13 protein-coding genes are annotated in these 19,127 nt (G+C 67.2%); 7 read left to right on the top strand and 6 right to left on the bottom strand.

Annotated elements, in window-relative coordinates; genetic code table 11:
* Nucleotides 1-8 precede the first annotated feature (8 nt).
* From recF to OXH60_11515, 4 genes are all read left to right on the top strand, one after another.
* Nucleotides 9-1,160 (top strand): DNA replication/repair protein RecF, encoded by a 1,152-nt coding sequence (gene recF / locus OXH60_11530; protein ID MDE0712750.1) that lies wholly within the window; start codon nt 9-11, stop codon nt 1,158-1,160.
* A complete protein-coding gene (gene gyrB / locus OXH60_11525; protein ID MDE0712749.1) occupies nt 1,160-3,664 on the top strand; it encodes a DNA topoisomerase (ATP-hydrolyzing) subunit B in 2,505 nt (834 codons plus the stop codon). The genes recF and gyrB overlap by 1 nt, the downstream gene beginning before the upstream one ends.
* Before the next feature lie 72 nt (nt 3,665-3,736).
* Complete coding sequence (locus tag OXH60_11520) at nt 3,737-5,572, top strand: PBP1A family penicillin-binding protein (GenBank protein ID MDE0712748.1); 1,836 nt, start codon at nt 3,737-3,739, stop codon at nt 5,570-5,572.
* 72 nt (nt 5,573-5,644) lie between these two features.
* The gene (locus tag OXH60_11515) at nt 5,645-6,553 is read left to right on the top strand and encodes an MBL fold metallo-hydrolase (GenBank protein ID MDE0712747.1); all 909 of its coding nucleotides are present in this window, start codon (nt 5,645-5,647) and stop codon (nt 6,551-6,553) included.
* Between the two features lie 57 nt (nt 6,554-6,610).
* On the opposite strand, the gene OXH60_11510 is transcribed toward OXH60_11515, so the two are convergent.
* Nucleotides 6,611-7,723, bottom strand: coding sequence for an SMP-30/gluconolactonase/LRE family protein (locus OXH60_11510; protein MDE0712746.1), 1,113 nt, complete (start codon nt 7,721-7,723; stop codon nt 6,611-6,613).
* Between the two features lie 848 nt (nt 7,724-8,571).
* Here OXH60_11510 and OXH60_11505 point away from each other — a divergent pair.
* The gene (locus tag OXH60_11505; protein MDE0712745.1) at nt 8,572-9,372 is read left to right on the top strand and encodes an SDR family NAD(P)-dependent oxidoreductase; all 801 of its coding nucleotides are present in this window, start codon (nt 8,572-8,574) and stop codon (nt 9,370-9,372) included.
* A 178-nt stretch (nt 9,373-9,550) separates the two neighbouring features.
* On the opposite strand, the gene OXH60_11500 is transcribed toward OXH60_11505, so the two are convergent.
* Nucleotides 9,551-10,399, bottom strand: a complete 849-nt coding sequence (locus OXH60_11500; GenBank protein ID MDE0712744.1) for an acetoacetate decarboxylase family protein — start codon at nt 10,397-10,399, stop codon at nt 9,551-9,553.
* A 128-nt stretch (nt 10,400-10,527) separates the two neighbouring features.
* Nucleotides 10,528-11,868, bottom strand: a complete 1,341-nt coding sequence (locus OXH60_11495) for an FAD-binding oxidoreductase (GenBank protein MDE0712743.1) — start codon at nt 11,866-11,868, stop codon at nt 10,528-10,530.
* 297 nt (nt 11,869-12,165) lie between these two features.
* Here OXH60_11495 and OXH60_11490 point away from each other — a divergent pair, with 297 nt between their 5' ends.
* A complete protein-coding gene (locus tag OXH60_11490) occupies nt 12,166-12,360 on the top strand; it encodes a glutathione S-transferase (GenBank protein MDE0712742.1) in 195 nt (64 codons plus the stop codon).
* Between the two features lie 165 nt (nt 12,361-12,525).
* On the opposite strand, the gene OXH60_11485 is transcribed toward OXH60_11490, so the two are convergent.
* On the bottom strand, nt 12,526-13,050 hold the full coding sequence (locus OXH60_11485) for a hypothetical protein (protein ID MDE0712741.1): 525 nt from the start codon (nt 13,048-13,050) through the stop codon (nt 12,526-12,528).
* Nucleotides 13,051-13,668: 618 nt separating this feature from the next.
* Here OXH60_11485 and OXH60_11480 point away from each other — a divergent pair.
* Complete coding sequence (locus OXH60_11480; GenBank protein MDE0712740.1) at nt 13,669-14,199, top strand: cytochrome b/b6 domain-containing protein; 531 nt, start codon at nt 13,669-13,671, stop codon at nt 14,197-14,199.
* Nucleotides 14,200-14,693: 494 nt separating this feature from the next.
* Here the strand turns inward: OXH60_11480 and ada are convergent, their stop codons facing one another.
* Together ada and OXH60_11470 are read right to left on the bottom strand one after the other, a co-directional pair.
* Nucleotides 14,694-15,779: a bifunctional DNA-binding transcriptional regulator/O6-methylguanine-DNA methyltransferase Ada gene (gene ada / locus OXH60_11475; GenBank protein ID MDE0712739.1), complete on the bottom strand. Its 1,086-nt coding sequence runs from the start codon at nt 15,777-15,779 to the stop codon at nt 14,694-14,696.
* Between the two features lie 789 nt (nt 15,780-16,568).
* Nucleotides 16,569-19,076, bottom strand: a complete 2,508-nt coding sequence (locus OXH60_11470; GenBank protein ID MDE0712738.1) for a TonB-dependent receptor — start codon at nt 19,074-19,076, stop codon at nt 16,569-16,571.
* Nucleotides 19,077-19,127: the final 51 nt, after the last annotated feature.

The raw sequence follows: 19,127 nt of genomic DNA, 5'->3' as shown, positions 1-19,127 counted from the left end.
GGACCCGAATGCAGAAGGTGTTGCCGACACGTCCGGGAGCGGATCGTGCGGCGGCAGCCTTGGTCCGGGCCGAGCTTCGCGACTTCCGCAATCACGCGCGGCTCACGCTGGACCTGGAGCCCCGCTCGCTCGCGATTACCGGGCCCAACGGTGTCGGGAAGACCAATCTCCTCGAGGCGGTGTCCATGCTGGCGCCGGGCCGCGGCCTCCGGCGGGCGCGGCTCGCCGACATGGCACGCGACGACACCGCCGGCTGGACGCTCAGCTTCGTGCTGCGGGCCGGCGACCGCACGGTACGCATCGGCACCGGCTGGAGCCGTCGGGGCAAGCGCCGCGTGCGAATCGATGGCCAGGAGGCCGACTCCACGTTGCGACTCGGCGAACTCCTCGCGGTGCACTGGCTCACGGCCGCGATGGACGGGCTGTTCAACGCGGGTGCAGCGGTCCGCCGCCGTTTCCTGGATCGGCTGGTCGCCGGCATGAATCCCGATCATGCGGCGCTGACGGCGAACTGGGAGCGGGCTTCCCGGCAGCGCCGCGAGCTCCTGAAGCAGGGCCGACTGGCAGACGCCTGGCTCGGGTCCGTGGAACGCGCGATGGGCGCGGCGGCCGTGGCGGTCGCACAGGCGCGCCTCGAGGCGGTTTCGGTGCTGGGGAATGCCGTCGCCAGCGGCGCCGGATCGTTTCCGGTTGCCGATATCGGGGTCCGGGGCGGCGTCGAGCGACTGCTGGAATCCGCGGGGCCAACCGCCGCCTCCGAGCGTTTGCAGACGCTGTGGCGCGCGGCCCGGCCCGGCGACCAGGCATCCGGACGCACGTCCACGGGTCCGCACCGGAGCGACCTGGTCGTGCACCATCGGAACCGGGGCGTGGAAGCGGCGCGATGTTCGACCGGTGAGCAAAAGGCGCTGCTCATCAGCCTGGTGCTGGCGGCCGTCCGCGTGGAGACTGCGCGTCGCGGGTCCCCGCCGCTGGTGCTGCTCGATGAGGTGTGCGCGCACCTGGACCCGCAGCGCCGGGCCGCCCTGGCCGCCGAACTTGATGCGCTGGGCGCGCAGATCTGGCTGACCGGCGCCGACGCCGGTTCGTTCGGCGATTTCCGCCACGTGCAGCCCGTGCCGCTGAAGGCCGTGCGCGCAGTCGAGGGAGCGGTGCACTAATGCCAAGCCCTAAACGGTCCGAGGAATACGCGACCCGGGCCCGGTTCCCGGTCGCGGCTCCCGACGTCGCCCAGGACGAACCGGCGGTCAGCTCGAACGGCGCGGAGTACGACGCCACCAGCATCAAGGTGCTCAAGGGGCTCGAGGCGGTTCGCAAGCGCCCGGGGATGTACATCGGGGATACCGACGACGGCTCGGGCCTCCACCACATGGTGTTCGAGGTGGTCGACAACGCGGTGGACGAGGCGCTGGCGGGCTTCTGCACGCGGATCGACATCGTCCTCAATGCCGACGGGTCGGTGACGGTGAGCGACGACGGCCGCGGGATTCCCACGGGGATCCAGGAGGACGAGGGCGTGTCCGCGGCCGAGGTGGTGATGACCCACCTGCATGCCGGCGCCAAGTTCGACGAGGACAGCTACAAGGTGTCGGGCGGATTGCACGGGGTCGGCGTGTCGGTGGTGAACGCGCTGTCGGAACGCTTGGACCTGCGAATCTGGCGGGACGAGCGGGAACACCGCATCGGTTTCGTCGGCGGTGTCCCGGAGGGGCCGCTCACGGTGGCGGGCGACGCCGGCGGACGACGGGGCACCGAGGTGACGTTCATCGCCTCGCCGGACGTGTTCACCAACGTCGAGTACGACCGCACCCGCCTCGAGAAGCGGCTGCGCGAGCTGGCGTTCCTCAACGGCGGCCTGCGGATCGTTCTGACGGACCGCCGGAACGGCACGCCGTCGGTCCATGACTTCCGCTACGAGGGCGGGCTTCGCGAATTCGTCGCGTTTCTCGACCGCACCGTGGTGCCGCTCCACGAAGACCCGGTGCTCATCACCGACAAACGGGACGGCATCGAGGTCGCGCTCGCGCTCCGCTGGAACCGCGGCTACCACGAGACGATGTTGTGCTTCACCAACACGATTCCGCAGAGCGACGGCGGCACCCATCTGGCCGGCTTCCGGGCGGCGTTGACCCGGTCGGTCACGCGCTACGTGCAGGAGTTCGGCGGTTCGCGGCAGGAGAAGGTCCAACTCGCCGGCGACGACATGCGGGAGGGGCTGACGGGAATCCTGTCGGTCAAGGTGCCGGACCCGAAGTTCTCGTCGCAGACCAAGGAAAAGCTCGTGAGCTCCGAGGTGCGGCCCGCCGTCGAGAACGTCGTCGGTGCCGGGCTGACCGAGTGGCTGGAGAAGAACCCGGATACGGCCAAGCGGCTGGTGCAGAAGATCGTGGAGGCGGCGCTGGCCCGCGAGGCGGCGCGGAAGGCGCGCGACCTGTCGCGCCGCAAGGACGCGCTCGATATTGCGAACCTTCCGGGCAAGCTGGCGGACTGCCAGGAGCGTGATCCCGCGCTCTCGGAACTCTATCTGGTCGAGGGCGATTCGGCGGGCGGCTCGGCGAAGCAGGCGCGCAACCGCAAGAATCAGGCAGTCCTGCCGCTCAAGGGCAAGATCCTGAACGTTGAACGGGTTCGCATGGACAAGATGCTCGCGTCGGCCGAGATCGGCACGATGATCGCCGCGCTGGGCACCGGGATCGGCCAGGAATTCGACATCGACAAGCTTCGCTACCACAAGGTCGTGATCATGACCGACGCCGACGTCGACGGCGCACACATCCGCACCCTGATCCTGACGTTCTTCTTCCGGCACATGGAGCCGGTCATCCGGCGCGGTCACCTGTACATCGCCCAGCCTCCGCTCTACAAGGTGCGAAAGGGATCCAGCGAGGTGTACCTGAAGGATGACGGCGAGCTCAGGAGCCACCTGATCGGCGCCATACTCGGCAAGGCTGTCCTGCGCACCGGCGCCGAGGGGATCGAGCATTCGGACGCGGACCTGCGGGCCATCATCATGCAGGCCTACGACGACGCGGCCCTGGTCCGGCAGCTCGCGCACCGCCTGTCGCCGACGCTCGTGGAGCAGATCGCCATCTGCAACGGTTTCGCCGTGGATGTCTTCGGCGATCCGTCGGCCGCCGCCGAGCTCGTCGAACGCGTCTGTGTGCGGATGAACGGCATGGCCGAGCCCGGCGAGGACGGCTGGTCCGGCGAGTCTTCCGCCGGAGAACCCGGATACGAATTCCATCACAACCGCCGTGGCGTCCACTCGGCTTACCGGGTGCCGGAGGCACTGCTCGCGTCGCCGGCGGGCCGGCGCCTTAGGGCGCGGGCCGAGGACCTCAGGGACCTGTATACGGAGCCGATGGTGTTTCACGTCGGCGACGAGCAGATGCAGTTGCGCACCCCGACCGGGTTCCATGCCGAGGTCGAACGGCTGGCCCGGCGGGGTTTGTCGATTCAGCGCTACAAGGGGCTGGGCGAGATGAACCCCGGCCAGCTCTGGGAAACGACTCTGGACCCCGAGGCGCGCACGTTCCTGCAGGTCCAGGTCGGCGATGGCGCCGAGGCCAACGACCTGTTCTCCAAGCTCATGGGCGACGTGGTGGAGCCGCGGCGCGAATTCATTCAGAAGAACGCTCTCGAGGTGGAAAACCTCGACGTTTGATCGGAATCGGGGCCAGGCCCGATGGCGTCACGCCGTTTGCGACCGACATCACAGCAGGCAGGGAAGGCCGGCGTGCGGGGCGCGAAAGCCTCCGCGGCGGCAGCTGACGGCAAGGGACGGCGGCGTCCGCGCGCTCCCTCCGAGCCGCCGCGTTCGTGGCGGGCGGTCGTCGGTCGGTTCGTGGGGCGCCTGGTGGCGCGCGTGGCCGGACTGGCCCTGGTGGCCACGTTCGGCTTCGTCGCCTGGTGCGCGCTCGGATTGCCGGACATTTCGGACATGGGTGGCGGCGACCGTGCCGGCAGCGTCTCCGTGTTTGCCGCCGACGGGACGTTTACCGCGGCATACGGCGACGTCTACGGCGGCTACGTCAACCTCGAGAACGTCTCGCCGACGCTGATCGATGCGGTGATCGCGATCGAGGACCGGCGGTTCTTCCGGCACTGGGGCTTCGACCCGCTGGCGCTGGGGCGCGCGGCGCTGGCCAACTGGCGAGCGGGCCGGGTGGTGCAGGGCGGCTCCACGATCACGCAACAGCTTGCGAAGCTGGCGTTCCTGACCCCGGCCCGCACCTTGGAGCGCAAGGTGCAGGAGATGCTTCTCGCCTTCTGGCTGGAGCTTCGCTTCGAGAAGGCCGAGATCCTCGCAAGCTACCTCAACCGCGCCTATTTCGGCGCCGGCGCCTACGGAATCGCGACCGCGGCGCGCCGCTATTTCGGGACCACGCCGGCGCGGCTCACCCTGGCCCAGTCGGCGATGCTGGCGGGCCTGCTGCGGGCGCCCTCGCGACTGGCCCCGACCCGACACCCGGATCGCGCGCGAGCCCGGGCGGAGGTGGTGCTGACCGCCATGGTCGCGGCCGGCCGCGTGGAGGCCTCGGCGGCGGCGGCGGCCCGTGAGCGGCCGGCGCAAGTGACGGGTGGCGACGGAACCGCCTGGGGCGGGCGCTTCTTCGCGGACTGGGTCGTGAACCAGACCGGTCCCGCCCGTGACCGGACCAAGGATGTCGAGATCGTCGCCACGCTCGTGCCGTCCCTGCAGCTGGCGGCCGAACGGGCCCTGCAGGCGGGGCTGGCCGATCATCCGGGGATCGAGGGCGGCCTCGTGGCCATGAGCCTCGACGGCGCGGTGCTGGCGATGGCCGGCGGGCGAAGCTACGCTCGCTCCCAGTTCAATCGGGTGACGCAGGCGGCTCGACAGCCGGGCTCGGCGTTCAAGATCTTCGTCTACCTTGCAGCTCTCGAGTCCGGCCGTCAGCCGGATGACCGCGTGCGTGATGCTCCGGTGACCGTGGGGAACTGGAGCCCGCGCAACTACAACAACGTCTACCGCGGCGAGATCTCGCTGCGCGAGGCATTCGCGCGCTCCTCCAATTCGGTGGCGGTCCGGCTGATGCAGGACATCGGTAGAGGCAGGGTGATCCGGCTCGCCGAGCGCCTCGGGATCACGGCGGAACTCGACGACGCCCCGAGCCTGGCGCTCGGGGTATCCGAAGTGACTCTCCTCGACATGACGGCAGCGCTGGTGGCGGTCGCGAACGGCGGGTCACCGATCCTGCCGTACGGGTACGTGGAGGTCCGCACCCGACCCGAGGGGACAGTGTGGGAACGGACGCCGGCGCCGCGCCGGGACGGTCTGTCAGCATCGACGATCGAGGCGATGCGCGGCCTGCTGCGGAGCGTGGTCACGAGCGGAACCGGTCGCCGGGCCGGCCTCGACGGCGTGCAGGCGTTCGGGAAGACCGGGACCACGCAGGATCACCGGGATGCCTGGTTCATCGGTTTCGCCGGCGACGTGGTCTGCGGCGTGTGGATCGGCCGGGATGATTCCGGCCCGATGGACGGCGTCGTCGGCGGCGGCCCGCCCGCGGAGATCTGGCAGGCCTTCATGCAGGAGGCGCTGGCGCCGTAGCGGTAGCTTCGGCCTCGCCGGTGGGCGCCGGCCGGGTCGCCTAGACTGCGCTACCGCGGCGAGGATCTCTGCATGCCAACCGTTCCCGCACTGGAAGACCTCGTTGTCCGCGAGGACGACGTCAACTACGGCGAGGCCGAGCGCCTGTCGCCGCTCGTGCAGCGGGTGGTGGCGAACAACCCCGGGCCGTACACTCTGTACGGGACCGCGACGTTCGTGGTGGGCGCGGGCGACCACGTGGCGGTGATCGACCCCGGACCGCTCATCCCGGAGCACGTGCAGAACCTGGTCCGCGCCACCGCGGACCGCGTGGTGTCGCACATCCTCGTGACCCATACGCACATTGACCATTCGCCGGCAGCCGCGTCGCTCAGCGAGGCGACCGGCGCACCGGTATACGGCTGTGGTCCGCACGCCGGCGGGGCCGGGTCGAGTCTGGATGACGAGGGTGCCGATACCGCGTTTGAGCCGGACACGGTGATGGCGGACGGAGACACGGTGGCGGGTGACGGCTGGACCCTCCAGGCCGTGCATACGCCCGGCCACACGTCCAACCACCTGTGTTTCCGCCTGCCCGAAGAAGGGACTCTTTTCTCCGGCGATCACGTCATGGGCTGGGCGAGCACGGTCATTTCGCCGCCGGACGGTGATCTCACGGCATATCTCGCGAGTCTCGACCGCCTGCTGCAGGACGATGACCGCCTGCTGCGGCCGACCCACGGCCGTGCGATCACCGAACCCGGAAGGTTTCTGGCTGCGTTGAAGGCGCACCGGCTGCGTCGCTGCGATGGCGTGCTGGCGAGCTTGCGCGCCCGTCCGCGCCCGATCCCGGAGATCGTGGCCGAGAACTACGCGGGACTCGATCCTGCGTTGTTTGGCGCGGCCTGCCGGTCGGTGTACGCCACCTTGCTGCACCTGCAGGCGGAAGAACGGGTACGTGCCGAGGGAGCGGGCGAGGAGGCAACCTGGCACCCCGTCTGAACGACGGGAGAAAAAAAAAGGGGCGGGCGGCGGGACTCGCCGCCCGCCCGCGAACCGCTACGGAAGTTCGTAGCCGTCCTTGCCCAACTTGATCTTGTAGAGGCTCTTGCCGGACGTCACGTAGAGCACGTTCCGCTCGACGCCGCGGCCGAAGCCGACGTTGGTCGGCAGTTCCTCGCCGGTCGAGATGAATGCGATCTCGTTGCCGTCGGGGTCGCGCACGGCGATGCCGGGCCGGTGCTCGCAACGCTCGGCGATGTAGATATTGCCGTCGACATCAGCGACAAGGCCGTCGGGTCCGCTGCAAGGCTGCCCGGGGTAGTGCGTGGCATAGTCGACCAAAACTCGGCGGTTGCTCGCCGTCCCGTCGGCGTTCAGGTCATAGGCCTGCAACAGGTGTAGGCCTACGGTGGGCGCCTGGTCGGTCTCATCAAGCTGCATGAAGCCGAGCCACCCGTTGTCGTTGCTCACGAGATAAAGCGTCGACTGGTCGGGCGATACCAGCACACCGTTGGTCTTGCCACCGTTGGTGATGATGCGGTCGACGGAGCCATCAGGGTCGAGGCGGTAGACCGCGAACCCCGGCTGAAATACCGGCTCATGACCCAGGTAGCGTGGGTCGGAGTAGTAAATCCGGCCCTGCTCGTCGATCGTGATGTCGTTGAGAGCGTTGTAGGGCTTGCCGGCGTATGTGCCGGACAGGACGTAGGACTTCCCGCTCGCCATGTCGGTCTTGATCAGCATGCGACCGCCGTAGTCCGCTCCGAGGGCCGCCAGCATGTTGCCGTCGCGGTCGAACTTGATGCCGTTCGACATCCCGCTCGGGCTGCGGAAGATGGTTGTGTCGCCGGATGCGGGGTCGTAGCGCCAGATGTTGCCGGCCTGCACGTACAGCCCCGACGGGTCCGGGCAAAACTTCGTGAAGGTGATGTCACTGAAGTACATGTAGCCGTCGTGGCCGGCTGCTACGCCCTCGGTCAGCGCACAGCCGCCGTCAAACAGGCGCATGAGCTTCGAGCCTTCCGGTACGATGTCGCTGGCACCCGTGGGCGCCGGGAAGCCGGCATCCTCGCCCTGGAACCAGGTGGCGTGTTCATGGGCCGACGCGGTTGCGGACCAAGCCAGTGCCGCAGCCGCGATGGCTACCGAAACCAATCTGTGAATGTGCATGTGGAAGTGTTCCCTCCTGCCGCAGGACCGTCGGCCAGGAGACAGCCGAGTCCGGACCTCGCGGCGAACATAGGGGACCCGGTACGATGCGCTTCGATGTGCACGCCCCGGAGCCCGGCCCGATAGGCTACTAATTTCGTCAACTATTTGGCTAGCCGGTGGGGTGGGGGGCTCCGAGACTGGTGCCTGTGGCACAATTCCGCGGCGAGTTGCTGTGCTCGGTCGCAGCGCGATGGACTCACCGGGGCTGGTATCTGGTGGGATGCCCCCGGGGGCCCTGACGGTCGGTGAGCCCCTTGCCCACTGTGGTCTCCGAACGTGGAACGATTTGCGAAGCAGCGCGGCGATGACCTCCAGGATGGGTACAGCCGCGACGTGGGATCGGCAGTTACGGCGAATCAATGTGGTTGAAACGGATCGAGTAAAGGCGCTCCGAAATCCTGAAAGTTTCAAATGTTGCGGGTCGCCACGGTAAGCCGTTGGACGACTGTGGTGGCAGCACCCGGATAACGAAGTGCTTCTCCATGCCTGCCGGCCGACGCTCTGCCTGCACAGGAGCTTTCCCACCGGAGCAGCTGCGTGTGAGGCCCGTGAAACGCATGCTGCACATGGTTTCGCGGGTGGCGGCCAGGCAACTAGGGGGAAGCCGCGGCTCCTGTCGGGATCAACGGCCCATTTGGGCGGTACTGGACGGTTGGCTAGTGGAAGGCGTTACCTGAGCGCGCAATTCCCGTTGAGCGAGCCGCCAGGCCGGTTTACGCTCTGCTGATCCCATTTGCCAGACTCCAATCAGCTTAGCGCTGTGGCCAGCGGCTGCGCCGCCCTGCGAACCCAACGGGAAGTGAACGATGCGACTGGAAGGCAAGACCGCCGTCATCATGGGGGCGGGGCAGAGTCCGGGCGAGGGCCTGGGCAACGGCCGGGCCACGGCACTGCTCTTTGCGCGCGAGGGCGCCCGGGTGTTGTGCGTCGATCGCGATCTCACATCGGCGACCGAGACGGCAGAAATGATCGTCGGGGAGGGTGGTGAAGCCGCAACCTTCGAAGCTGATGTTACCCGCGAGGTACAGGTCGCGGCAGCGGTGGAGCAATGCAGGATCCGCTGGGGGCGCCTCGACATCTTGCACAACAACGTCGGGATCAGCGTCGCCGGCGGGGATGCGGGCGTGACCGAGATCACCGAGGAGGCATTCGACCGGGTGATGTCAGTGAATCTGCGCGGCACCGTCATGGCGTGCAAGCACGCGATCCCGATCATGCGCGAGCAGCGCTCCGGCGCGATCGTCAGTATCTCCTCGGTCGCCGCCGTCGAGTCCTATCCCTGGGTGGCCTACAAGGCGAGCAAGATGGGCATGGTGGCGTTCACGAAGCAGATCGCCATCCAGAACGCGGAGTACGGCATCCGCGCCAACGTGATCCTGCCCGGCTTGATGGATACGCCGATGGCGGTCGATACCAGGGCCCGGGCGTGGAACCGCCCTCGGGAGGAGGTTGCCGCTGAGCGCGACGCGCGGATTCCCCTCGGTGGAAAGATGGGTACCGCGTGGGATGTCGCCTATGCGGCCCTCTACCTGGCGTCCGACGAGGCCGGCTTCGTCACCGGGGTCGCGCTGCCGGTCGACGGGGGCACCGGCTGCCGGATCGGGTAGTCACTTCCATTGCGAACGGCGACGGCCGGCCGCACCTAAAGCCCGCCGCCTGGACGTAGTTGGGCTTCCGATTGCGGGCAGGAGCCCGGCTTGCTGGCGGCGCGCCGGTCGGTCGTCGGACGCGCAACACGATCGGCGTTTCAGTGGCAGTGGCGTCCCAGACCGTCCGGCCCCTCGCCTACGTGACGATGCGCTGGTCGATCAGGTCGCCGCCGCCGACGCGGTGCTCGATCGTGGCACCGCGATATTCGTTGATCTCCAGCCCGTGAAGGGCGTTGACGATCATGTACTGCGTGGGCAGGTCTTCCCAGCGAGCCCGGTGGAATGTGAGTTCGCCATCGCCCGTGTACAGGGCCTGCGGCGCTGCACCCGGATCCGCGGCGGGGCTGAGCACCGCGTAGGCAGCATCCGCTTCACCCCAGGCGCCGGTCTTGGGCATGTACTTGTAATGCAGCACGCCCCTCAACGTGCCGCCGTCGTTCGGTGCGGGCGCCGACACTGCAGCCTGCGGGTCGGCCTCTTTCAGATTGCGCACCTTCATGTCGAGGAAGCGGAACCCCTGCCAACTCGCCGTGCAGTGGGTCTCGCCGTTGAATTCAACGGGCTCGGGGAGTTCGCAATAGACCTTCGAGAAGCCAAGCTGTTCGCGGCCCGTGAGGATCGGATCCGTCAGATTTTCCCACAGCACCATGAGGAAGGGGCCGGCGGCGCGGTCCTCGCTGCCCTGGAAGACCACCGGCACCCTCACGCCGAGCACGTTGTAGCCGCGCCCCGCCAGCCAGGCGATCCGTGTCATGTAGGAGGCAAACACCTCGACCACCGGTTCGCCGTCGAGCGTGAAGCCGGGCGGCAGAAACGGCTCGACCTGCCCCGCTTCGGTCCGGAAGCGCACCGATACGGTCATGGTCTTGCGCTGGTCAGGCGAGAAGACGCCCGACTTTCCACCCGGTCCCTGCCGCGGCCCTGTCATCGGGCCGAAATGGGTCGGCATCATGTACATCGTTCCCGGTTTCAGCGGGTACGGCATGGATCTCTCCTGGTGTGGGTCGCGGTGGTTACGCCGAGCGCGAGACACGGCGTCGGTGCACACTTCGACCATACATCGGGCACATGGGTATCCGTAGCCCGGCCGGCCGCCGGTAGGGTAGAACCGCCTCAGTAGGGGCCGGGAACGATGGGGCTGCCATCGGCGAAACGCTCGAAACGGAACCGTGACAGGTCGAAGCCGGTCGGACGTCCGAGGACGAGATCTGCGAGAACGCGGCCGGCCCCTGGACCGATCCCGAAGCCATGCCCGCTCATGCCGGTGCCGATGAACAGCCCGGCGGGCGACGGCACTTCGCAGATGTAGGGCACCGCGTCGGGAGTTACGTCGATCATCCCTGCCCACATCTCCGCGACGCCGGCGTCGTCCAGCCACGGCGCCCGCTCCAGCAGCCGTTTCGCCAGGCGCCGCCTGACCTCGTCCGACGGGGGTGGGTTCAGTACTCGCATCCGCTCGAACGGCGTGACCTCCTCGGGGGACCAGCGCGTCTTCGCGCCCCATGCGCCCGGATAACCTGCCGGAGGCTTTGGCCGGAGCTTCAGTTCCCTGGCCGACTTCTTCAGCAGCGGCACGAACTTGGGGAGGTTCGTGAACGACCGTGCGCACAAGTAATGCTCCACGACGTCGCCGGTCGTCACGGTGTAGCCACCGTCTGCGCGGCGATTCATGGCGAGCCCCGGCGCGGAGATGTTGGGGAGTCCACGGTCAGGCACCGGGTGGGTGCGTCCCACGCTGGACCGCACAATGAGCTGCGGCAGGTCGAGTCCGGCGTTCCGCGCGAAGTACGTCGACCAGGCACCGCCCGCGAGCACCACCCGGTCGGCCCGGACGGGTCCGGATTCCGTGTGCACGCCGCAGACACTGCCATTCTGGATGTCGATGGTGCGGACCGCGCAGTTCTCCGTGATCGAGACCCCAAGGCGCTTCGCGGCGCGTGCCAGCGCCGGTACCGCGACGGACGGCTCTGCCCGCCCGTCGCTCGGTGTCAGCATTCCGCCGATCCAACGGCCCTCCACGCCGGGCGCCGCCTCCCGTGCCGCTTCGGGTGAGAGCATGCGGGTGTCGAGCTGGTGCTCCCTGGCCACGTCGTGCCACGCCTCGAACCGGGCGAGCCCCTGCTGGTTCTCGGCCAGATAGACCAGGCCGGCGCCGGTAAACGTGAGATCCTTCTCGCCGGTGTGCTTCGCGAGGCTCCGCCAGATCCTGTTCGACTCCATCATGATCGGCAGTTCGTCCCGATCCCGGCCTTGCTGGCGTACCCAACCCCAGTTGCGACTTGACTGTTCGCCGGCAACCCGCCCTTTTTCGATCAGGGCGACCTTCGCTCCGCGTTGCGCGAGAAACCACGAGGTCGCGGTGCCAACGATTCCCGCGCCGATGACCGCGACGTCGACCGCGTCCGGAAGCGGGTCGGCATGGACGACTGGGCTGGCCTCGGAGATCATCGGCATGGGAGGATTCTACGTCGGTGCGACCGTCGTGTGGTTTCAACCGATTGCGCGCCGCCGCGCGCGAACGCAAGGCCGGACTTGCCTGACGCCGTCCCTGTTCCGTAACACCACCGCAGGCTTGCAACACGCCTGCATCCGGATCGGAAGGAATCCGATCGGCGCCAGCCGGACATATCCGCTCTCGAACGGGCCAGGGCATCATGGCGCGCCGGTCAGGTCAGCGGGAAGCTGGCTTTGACTTCGGCCCGGTCGTCCGCCAAGACTCGATCGGCCAGCCGCGACACTACGGGAGGGAAGATGTCCGTTCTCGACATTGCCGACTGCATCAACGAAACCTGCCCCTGGTCGGGCAAGCCGGTGCAACCCGATTCGCTCACCGAGTTCGACGGGCAGGTCGTCGGGTTCTGCAACACCGGATGCCGCGACAAGTTCGAGCTCGCAATTCGACACTTCGAGCGTGCGCGAGGGGAGGGCCGCAGCCCGGCATCCTGACGATCATGCCCAGCGGCGAAGAAACGCGCGCGTTTCCCCGCCAGTTTTCCTCAGCCAGCCCGGGATCTGGTCTGCCGGGTGATCGCGAGGGCCGCATGGCTGACCAAGGGTGTGGAATTCGAAGCCGCCGCCCGGCCGGCGGGAAGTGGCAGCAGGCTGCCGGAATCAGGTGCGTTGGTCGCAGGCGTGCTGGTTGGCGCGGCTGAACTCGTCCAGAAATGCGTCAACCAATCCGGCCAGGGCGTCCAGTATGAGACCGGCCTCTCCGAAGTGGGCTCCCTCCGTGCTCCTGATCCAGGCACTCGAAGAGCCGGGTTCGCTCGAGCGGGGGTCGTAGATCGCTTTGAGGAAAACCACGGTCATATTGAAGCTTGCTTCGTTGGCGATGACGCGGACGTTGAGAACGTCTGGGGCGTCATGATCAAACAGGGTGACGGCACGCAGGCGGCTTTCCGCTGCAGTCTCGATGTCGGCCGTGGTGAGCTCGATCACACGAGAGGCATCATCGGTCGCTGCGTGAAAGAACGTGCGGAGGCTCACCGGATTGCAACCGGTAAAGAGAGCGGACGCCGCGCGCGAGGGCTCATCAGCGGCTGCGTGATTGCCCGCGGGCAGCCAGAAAGCCAGGGTCCAAAGGGCAAGCGATGTCGCCAGACCGACCTTAAGTCCGCTGTTAAGTTGGTAATTCAAGTCACATGCTCCTGTCCACCAGTTGGCGACCGTCGCCGAGATCACTTGGGACTTATGTCGATTACTTGACAACTTACGCTGCCAGCCGTCGATCCGTTTCACGGGTCACAGGAGTCGGCAAACCCGAACGCTCCTCGTCGTGCAGCCGCGCCAGTCTCCGACGTCGGGTGTTGTGGGCCGCGTTGAGGTCCGCGTGGCCGCAGGCCACGCACTCAAAACTCGCCCGGCAGCTCCCCGGTCCCACCCCGCGTCCGCCTCTTCGAGCTCGGTGAACATCTCATCCGCCCGGCTAGCCACCTCTAGCATGCCTGGCCTGCCGCCGTGGGCATGTAACCCCGGGCGTGGCAGAGAGAAAGCGGCGCGCCGAAGGCGGTCTCCAGGGAGTCGACCCGGCGAGTCACGGTGGCCCAGTGAACGCCAGGCGCCGCAGTCGCCGCGCTGACCGTGCCCAGCTTTGCCACAAGCCACGCGGTGCGCAACTCGGTCCAGTGTTCCACTTGAGCGGCCTTTCCCGACCCGAGTTAATCATTGAAAACGCAAGTTGTGCGCATTTCTCGAGGTTATGTCCATTACGTGATCAACCTATAGTCAGGAAACGACTGCCAAAGGGAGCTATTGATGGAGCGGTACCACCCCCTTCTCGTCACGCTGCACTGGGTCATGGCACTGATGGTCCTGATCTCGCTGGTCGCCGGTGGCCTTATCCTGGAAAACATGGCTAATGACAACCCGGACAAGATCTTCGCCCTGACCGGGCACATGAGCGCGGGCATGGTGATCGGCGCGCTGCTGATCCTGCGCCTCATCACGCGCCTGCGAACCCGCACACCGCCGCGCGCGACCACCGGCAACGCCTCTCTGGATCGGATTGCCTACTGGACGCACCGGGGCTTCTATGTGCTCATTGCCGGCATGGTGCTTACCGGGCTTGCCACCGCCCTTGGTGCGGGTCTCTTCCCGATCGTCTTCGGTGGCGCTGCAGAGACCCTGCCAGCGGAATTGTCAGCGCTGCCTCAGCATGCTGCCCACGGCTGGATCGCGGCGGCGCTGGTGACCCTGGTTGCCCTGCATGTCGCGGCGGCTCTGTATCACCATCTGGTGCTGAAGGACGGGCTGTTGCGGCGCATGTGGTTTCGTCCGCGCAGCTGATCTCCCGGTACGAACGCCGGCCAGGCTCAAGAAACGTGGAAACGATGGTCGCTCCCGAAGGTGCGCAGGGAACGGAGCCGTTGACCGATGTGGAAGCCGGTGCCACGGGCGTCAGATTCCGGGCACCGATCGTGCCCACTGTTCTTCCCCCAGACGCTGACATCAGTGGGGTCAGGTCGGCTCCCACAACACGTGCGGCGACACCGGGCAGTGGCACTGCCAGCCGCTACCACGGGAACCCGCCCTTGCTACGGTCACACTCACCGCGCCAATCGCGTACGCCAGTTTGTCCGGGCTGTTGGATTCTCCGCCTGCGCGATCTCGACCGGCCGCGCGAGCAGCTACCCATGAACTCCGTCGTCGGCTGAACAACCGCGGGCTGGGCGCCACCCGCAAAGAATCAGTGACGTAGAACGCTGGAAGCGTCCATCGCTTCAGGCCGTTGCCGCGCACGACTAGCCTTGCCGGTGCAACCCCGCCCCAATGCGCCTAAATCAGGACGAGGCCTCGCGGGCAAGCAGAACCCGCTTGCGTTCCACGCCCCAGCGGTAGCCGCCGAGCTTGCCGTCGTTCCGGACCACGCGGTGGCAGGGGACTGCGACGGCGAGTGGGTTACCGGCGCACGCGCGCGCGACCGCACGCGCGGCCTTCGGTGAGCCGACACGATCGGCGATCTCGCTGTAGCTAGCGGTCGTACCCGCCGGAACATCGCAAAGCGCCAGCCAGATCCGCCGTTGAAACGCCGTCCCGCGGATGTCGAGCGGCAAATCGAGACCGAGCGCAGGTTCTTCGACGAGACTGACGACTTGGGCCACCACCGACTCGAACTCACCGTCTCCCCCGACCAGCTCGGCCCGCGGAAACCGGTCCTCCAAATCATGTGCCAGCGCTTCTGGATCGTCGCCAAGCAGGACCGCGCACACACCCGTCGCCGTCGCTGCCACCAGGATCGAACCCAGCGAACACTCGCCGACGGCAAACCGAATCGTTTCGCCCGCGCCACCGCCCCGGAATTTCGCGGGGGTCATCCCGAGCATCTCGGGCGACGCTGCATTGAACCGTCCGCTCGAGTTGAAGCCAGAGTCGTAGATGGCTTCGGTGATCGTTCGCGACCTCCGCAGCGCTTCACGGGACCGATCCGCGCGATGGGCGGCGGCGTACGCGCGCGGCGTGAGACCGGTGACGGCCTTGAAGACCCGGTGGAAGTGGAAGCGGCTCATGCCGGCTGCCTGTGCGAGCGCGTCGAGATCCGGCAGTTCCTCCGCCGTCTCGACGAGGCGGCACGCGGCCGCCACCGCCCGCGCGTGCCGTTCGGCAAGGGGCGGCTCGTTTGGGCGGCAGCGCCGGCATGGCCGAAAGCCGGCGTACTCGGCGTCCTGACAGGAATTGTGGAAGCGCACGTTTTCGCGCCGCGGGTGCCGGGCCGCGCACCCCGGGCGACAATAGACGCCGGTCGTCGTGACGCAGTAGACGAACGTTCCAACGGCGGCATGGTCGCGGCTTACGACCGCCGCCCAGCGCTCGTCGTCGCTACGGAAACGCTTCGCCACCTGCGTTTGCACCCTCTGCGGTTCGACCATGATATCTCCCCCCTCGGCTGTCTAGGTGCTGGCGCCCCTGTGGGCCGCCCGCTGCGATGGTGCACCCTGACGGGTTCGGGACTGCCTTGCAGCCCGAATCTTGCTCTCGAATTGTCCGCTAAAGGTGGGTATCCGCTCTTTGCTGCGCTACGTGGACGGCTTCCGGAGGAGGACGCCCGTCGTTGGTCATGCCTGCCCGCCCCGTTGGAGGCAATTTCCCGATGTAGAAGAGACCGGCGTCACGAACTGACACGCCCGTACAAGCCCCGAAAGCCAGGTCCCACCGTCAGCGTGGACTACAGTCCTGCGTGAGTTGAGACCAAGTATGGAAATGTCCCGCAGCGGCGCCTCGATAGAGCACTGGCACGGAGAGAGTCGTGGTTGGCCTGTCGAATTCGCACCGGCCGCCGGGAGCGAGGTCGTCTTGGTCACTGCCTTGGGGTCGAGCGGGATTGCATCGCGGCCAGGCGGCCTGTTCCGACGCCATGCGAAGGCGATCGTCGGCGGGATGGGCCTGCCGGGCAGTTGTCACCTTGACTGCCGCCCGAAGATCGAGACGACGGAACCACCGTGCGAAGCGGCTCGGGCCTCGGAAGTCGACGCATTTCCTGACCGCCGTGGCACGTGAGCGGTAACGTTCACGTTGCCGCTCATCATGCGTCTTTGGGAGATCGCCTGGAACGAAATGGTGGCTTGAACGGCGGCTGCGACCCGAGTTGCTCCACTAGGTGGACGGTTTCCGGAGAGTTGCCCGGCGCCTCGTGAACTTGTCCGCCACCAACCCCCGCGTCACCGTTCCCAGCGCAGGCGGGCGTAGTAGTAGCCGCCGTCGAAACCGAACGGGGATCGCCGAAGGTACGGCAGTCCGACCGTCTCCCCGTCTCTTGCGTCGGTGCGGGGCGGGTAGGTGTCGAACAGGTTCTCCGCCCCAATGGCCAGCGTGATTCCGTCCGTGATCCGCAGCGCGACTTCTGCGTCGAAGAGTGCGTGGGTACCCACCTCCCGGGCGGACGAGAGATCGGAGGTGTAATAGACGTTCGTGAACGGACCGTAGAGTCGCAGGCGACCGGAAAGGGTGAGCTGCCCGCGTTCGTGGCTCGCCCCTAGCACGCCGCGCCACCGGGGAACGCCCCGTTCCGCAGCCAGGGTTTCGCCCGCGTTGAGGAGCGTGGACGTGCCGTCGACGCGCGTCCGATTCCAGTTCAAGACTGCATGGAGGCGCGTCGCTGAATCGTTCCCGTGCGCAATCAGCCGCTCAGCGCTCACGTCAACCCCGCGTGTGGTCGTGCCGAAATCATTGGTCAGGAATTTCACCCTGGCATAGGCGTCGGCGTCTGCGATGCCTTGCTCGCGAAGGGCCGCCTTGTCGCCCTCCGACAGGTCGAACTCGGAGGTCACCGCAATGCGATCCTTCATCCGGATCTGGTAACCGTCGAGCGTCACCGTGAAACCGGCCAGGCGTGCGACGACACCGGCATTCACCGAGCGGGCGGTCTCTGGCGTCAGGGGCTTCGCCCCCTTCAGGATCGCGATGGGGTTGTCCACCGAAAGGGTCGCAATGTCGATCAGGTCGCCCAGGTCGGGAACGAACTGCGTGATCACTTTCTCGATCGACGCCTGACCCACGGTCGGCGCACGGAAGGCGCTGCCGACCGAGGCCCGCAGCGCGATTTCGTCGCTCAGGTCGTAGCGTGCGGCCACCTTGCCGTCCGTGTTGCTGCCGATGCCCTCGTGCCGTTCGTGTCGAAGCGCACCGTGCACGAACAGTTCTTCACTCAGATCCGTCGACAGATCCAGCCAGGCGCCCCGAGCCGTCCGGGACGCCGCTCCCGCGGTTCGTTCCTGGAAGCCCGGGAAGCCGTTCGTGCCGATTCCGAATCCCTGTTCCCGCAGCCCGCCCAGGCGTGTGTCAACAAAGGTGGAATTGAAGTCTCCCGCCACGACCTCGAAGCGCTCGTTGCGAACTTCCGTTCCAAGCGCCACGGTCACCGGCCAGGCAGTTCCGACGTCCAGCCGGCCCACCACGCTGCCCTCCACGATCCAGTCGCGCTCGCTCCATCCTCCGACCCGGTAGCTGGTCGGCAGCTCGCGACCGAGGGCCAGCAGCTGCGGGTTGATCGTTCGTTCCATGAAGAAGTCGACTGAGTGCTGGCCCATTCCGGCCGAAAGATCCCAGTCCCACCCGGAGAGCAATGGAGCGTCATTCGGCAACGTGCCGCGCACGCCGGCATGGTAGGAAACGTCTTCCACGTCGCCGCCGAACCGGGGCGTAAAGCCGCCCGGAAACTGGGTGCCGATCCAGTAGCAATTCGGGTTGTTCTCGACGTAACGGCGGATCGCCGCGACGTGATTCGACCAGTCCCCGGAATCGGGCTCCAGTCCGGATCTACACCTGACGGAGGTCGGGTCCGCGGAAAGGTCTGCCAGCAGCACCTCGTCGCCTAGGCTGAAAACGCCACCTCGCCGTGCCGGGTTGCGGAAGAAGAACCCGCCTTCCACGGTCCGGCGATGCCAGTTGCCGAAGCCGTAGATTTCTGTCGAAGCGCCGAGCGGAAGGCCGGCGTTCACCATCGTCTTCCAGTCGCCGCGCACCTCAGGCGTTCCCCACGTCTGCGCGTACGGATGGTCGATGTAGCCGTAACCGGGATCATTGATCCACGGATTGCCCGCAGCGGCGAGCTGCCGGGCACTGGCATGCTGCACCGACCGGGTCGACGGCGCCTGATGCGACCGCTCGAGCGACAGCGCAACGAACCCCTGGTCGGCCAACGGCACCCCCGCGTGGCCTGCCAGCGTCCAGCGACCCCCGTCACCCGCGTATGTGCGCCCCCATCGGGCCTCGGCTATCTGCGTATCGGGACGCTGCTTCAGCACGAAGTTGAGGACGCCGGCCACTGCATCGGACCCGTACTGCGCGGACGCCGCATCGCGCAGCACCTCGATGCGTTCGATCGCAATGCCGGGAATGGCCGCAAGGTCCGGGCCGTGGCTTCCGGGAGCCGTGGCGCTTGAGACCGTGATGACCGACGACCGGTGTCGGCGCTTGCCGTTGACGAGCACCAGCACGGAATCCGGCGGCAGCCCGCGAAGCAGTGCTGGCCGGACAACGCTCGCCTCGTCGGAAATCGGCTCGCGATTGAGATTGTACGACGGAAGCGTCCGGGCAAGGTTGCTTTCGGTGCTCTCGCCGCCGTAAGCCTCGAGCGCCGTGCCGCCGACAATCTCCACCGGCGTGGGAGAGGACAGAGGATCGATACCGGGCGCGCGTTGCCCGATCACCACTACGTTCTCCAGCATTTCAGGATCTTGCGGGGACGCTGTTCCCGGCAGAAAGGTGCCGGTCAAGAG

Source organism: Rhodospirillales bacterium (genome assembly GCA_028824295.1).
In the GTDB taxonomy this organism is placed as follows: domain Bacteria; phylum Pseudomonadota; class Alphaproteobacteria; order TMED109; family TMED109; genus VXPW01.
This window is presented reverse-complemented; position numbering and strand designations above follow the sequence as displayed.

Bases quoted from the DNA above. Each gene is read 5' to 3' on its own strand.
- recF (MDE0712750.1), top strand. From the start codon at position 9: ATGCAGAAGGTGTTGCCGACACGTCCGGGAGCGGATCGTGCGGCGGCA.
- gyrB (MDE0712749.1), top strand. From the start codon at position 1,160: ATGCCAAGCCCTAAACGGTCCGAGGAATACGCGACCCGGGCCCGGTTC.
- OXH60_11515 (MDE0712747.1), top strand. From the start codon at position 5,645: ATGCCAACCGTTCCCGCACTGGAAGACCTCGTTGTCCGCGAGGACGAC.
- OXH60_11510 (MDE0712746.1), bottom strand. From the start codon at position 7,723: ATGCACATTCACAGATTGGTTTCGGTAGCCATCGCGGCTGCGGCACTG.
- OXH60_11505 (MDE0712745.1), top strand. From the start codon at position 8,572: ATGCGACTGGAAGGCAAGACCGCCGTCATCATGGGGGCGGGGCAGAGT.
- OXH60_11500 (MDE0712744.1), bottom strand. From the start codon at position 10,399: ATGCCGTACCCGCTGAAACCGGGAACGATGTACATGATGCCGACCCAT.
- OXH60_11495 (MDE0712743.1), bottom strand. From the start codon at position 11,868: ATGCCGATGATCTCCGAGGCCAGCCCAGTCGTCCATGCCGACCCGCTT.
- OXH60_11490 (MDE0712742.1), top strand. From the start codon at position 12,166: ATGTCCGTTCTCGACATTGCCGACTGCATCAACGAAACCTGCCCCTGG.
- OXH60_11480 (MDE0712740.1), top strand. From the start codon at position 13,669: ATGGAGCGGTACCACCCCCTTCTCGTCACGCTGCACTGGGTCATGGCA.
- ada (MDE0712739.1), bottom strand. From the start codon at position 15,779: ATGGTCGAACCGCAGAGGGTGCAAACGCAGGTGGCGAAGCGTTTCCGT.
- OXH60_11470 (MDE0712738.1), bottom strand. From the start codon at position 19,076: ATGCTGGAGAACGTAGTGGTGATCGGGCAACGCGCGCCCGGTATCGAT.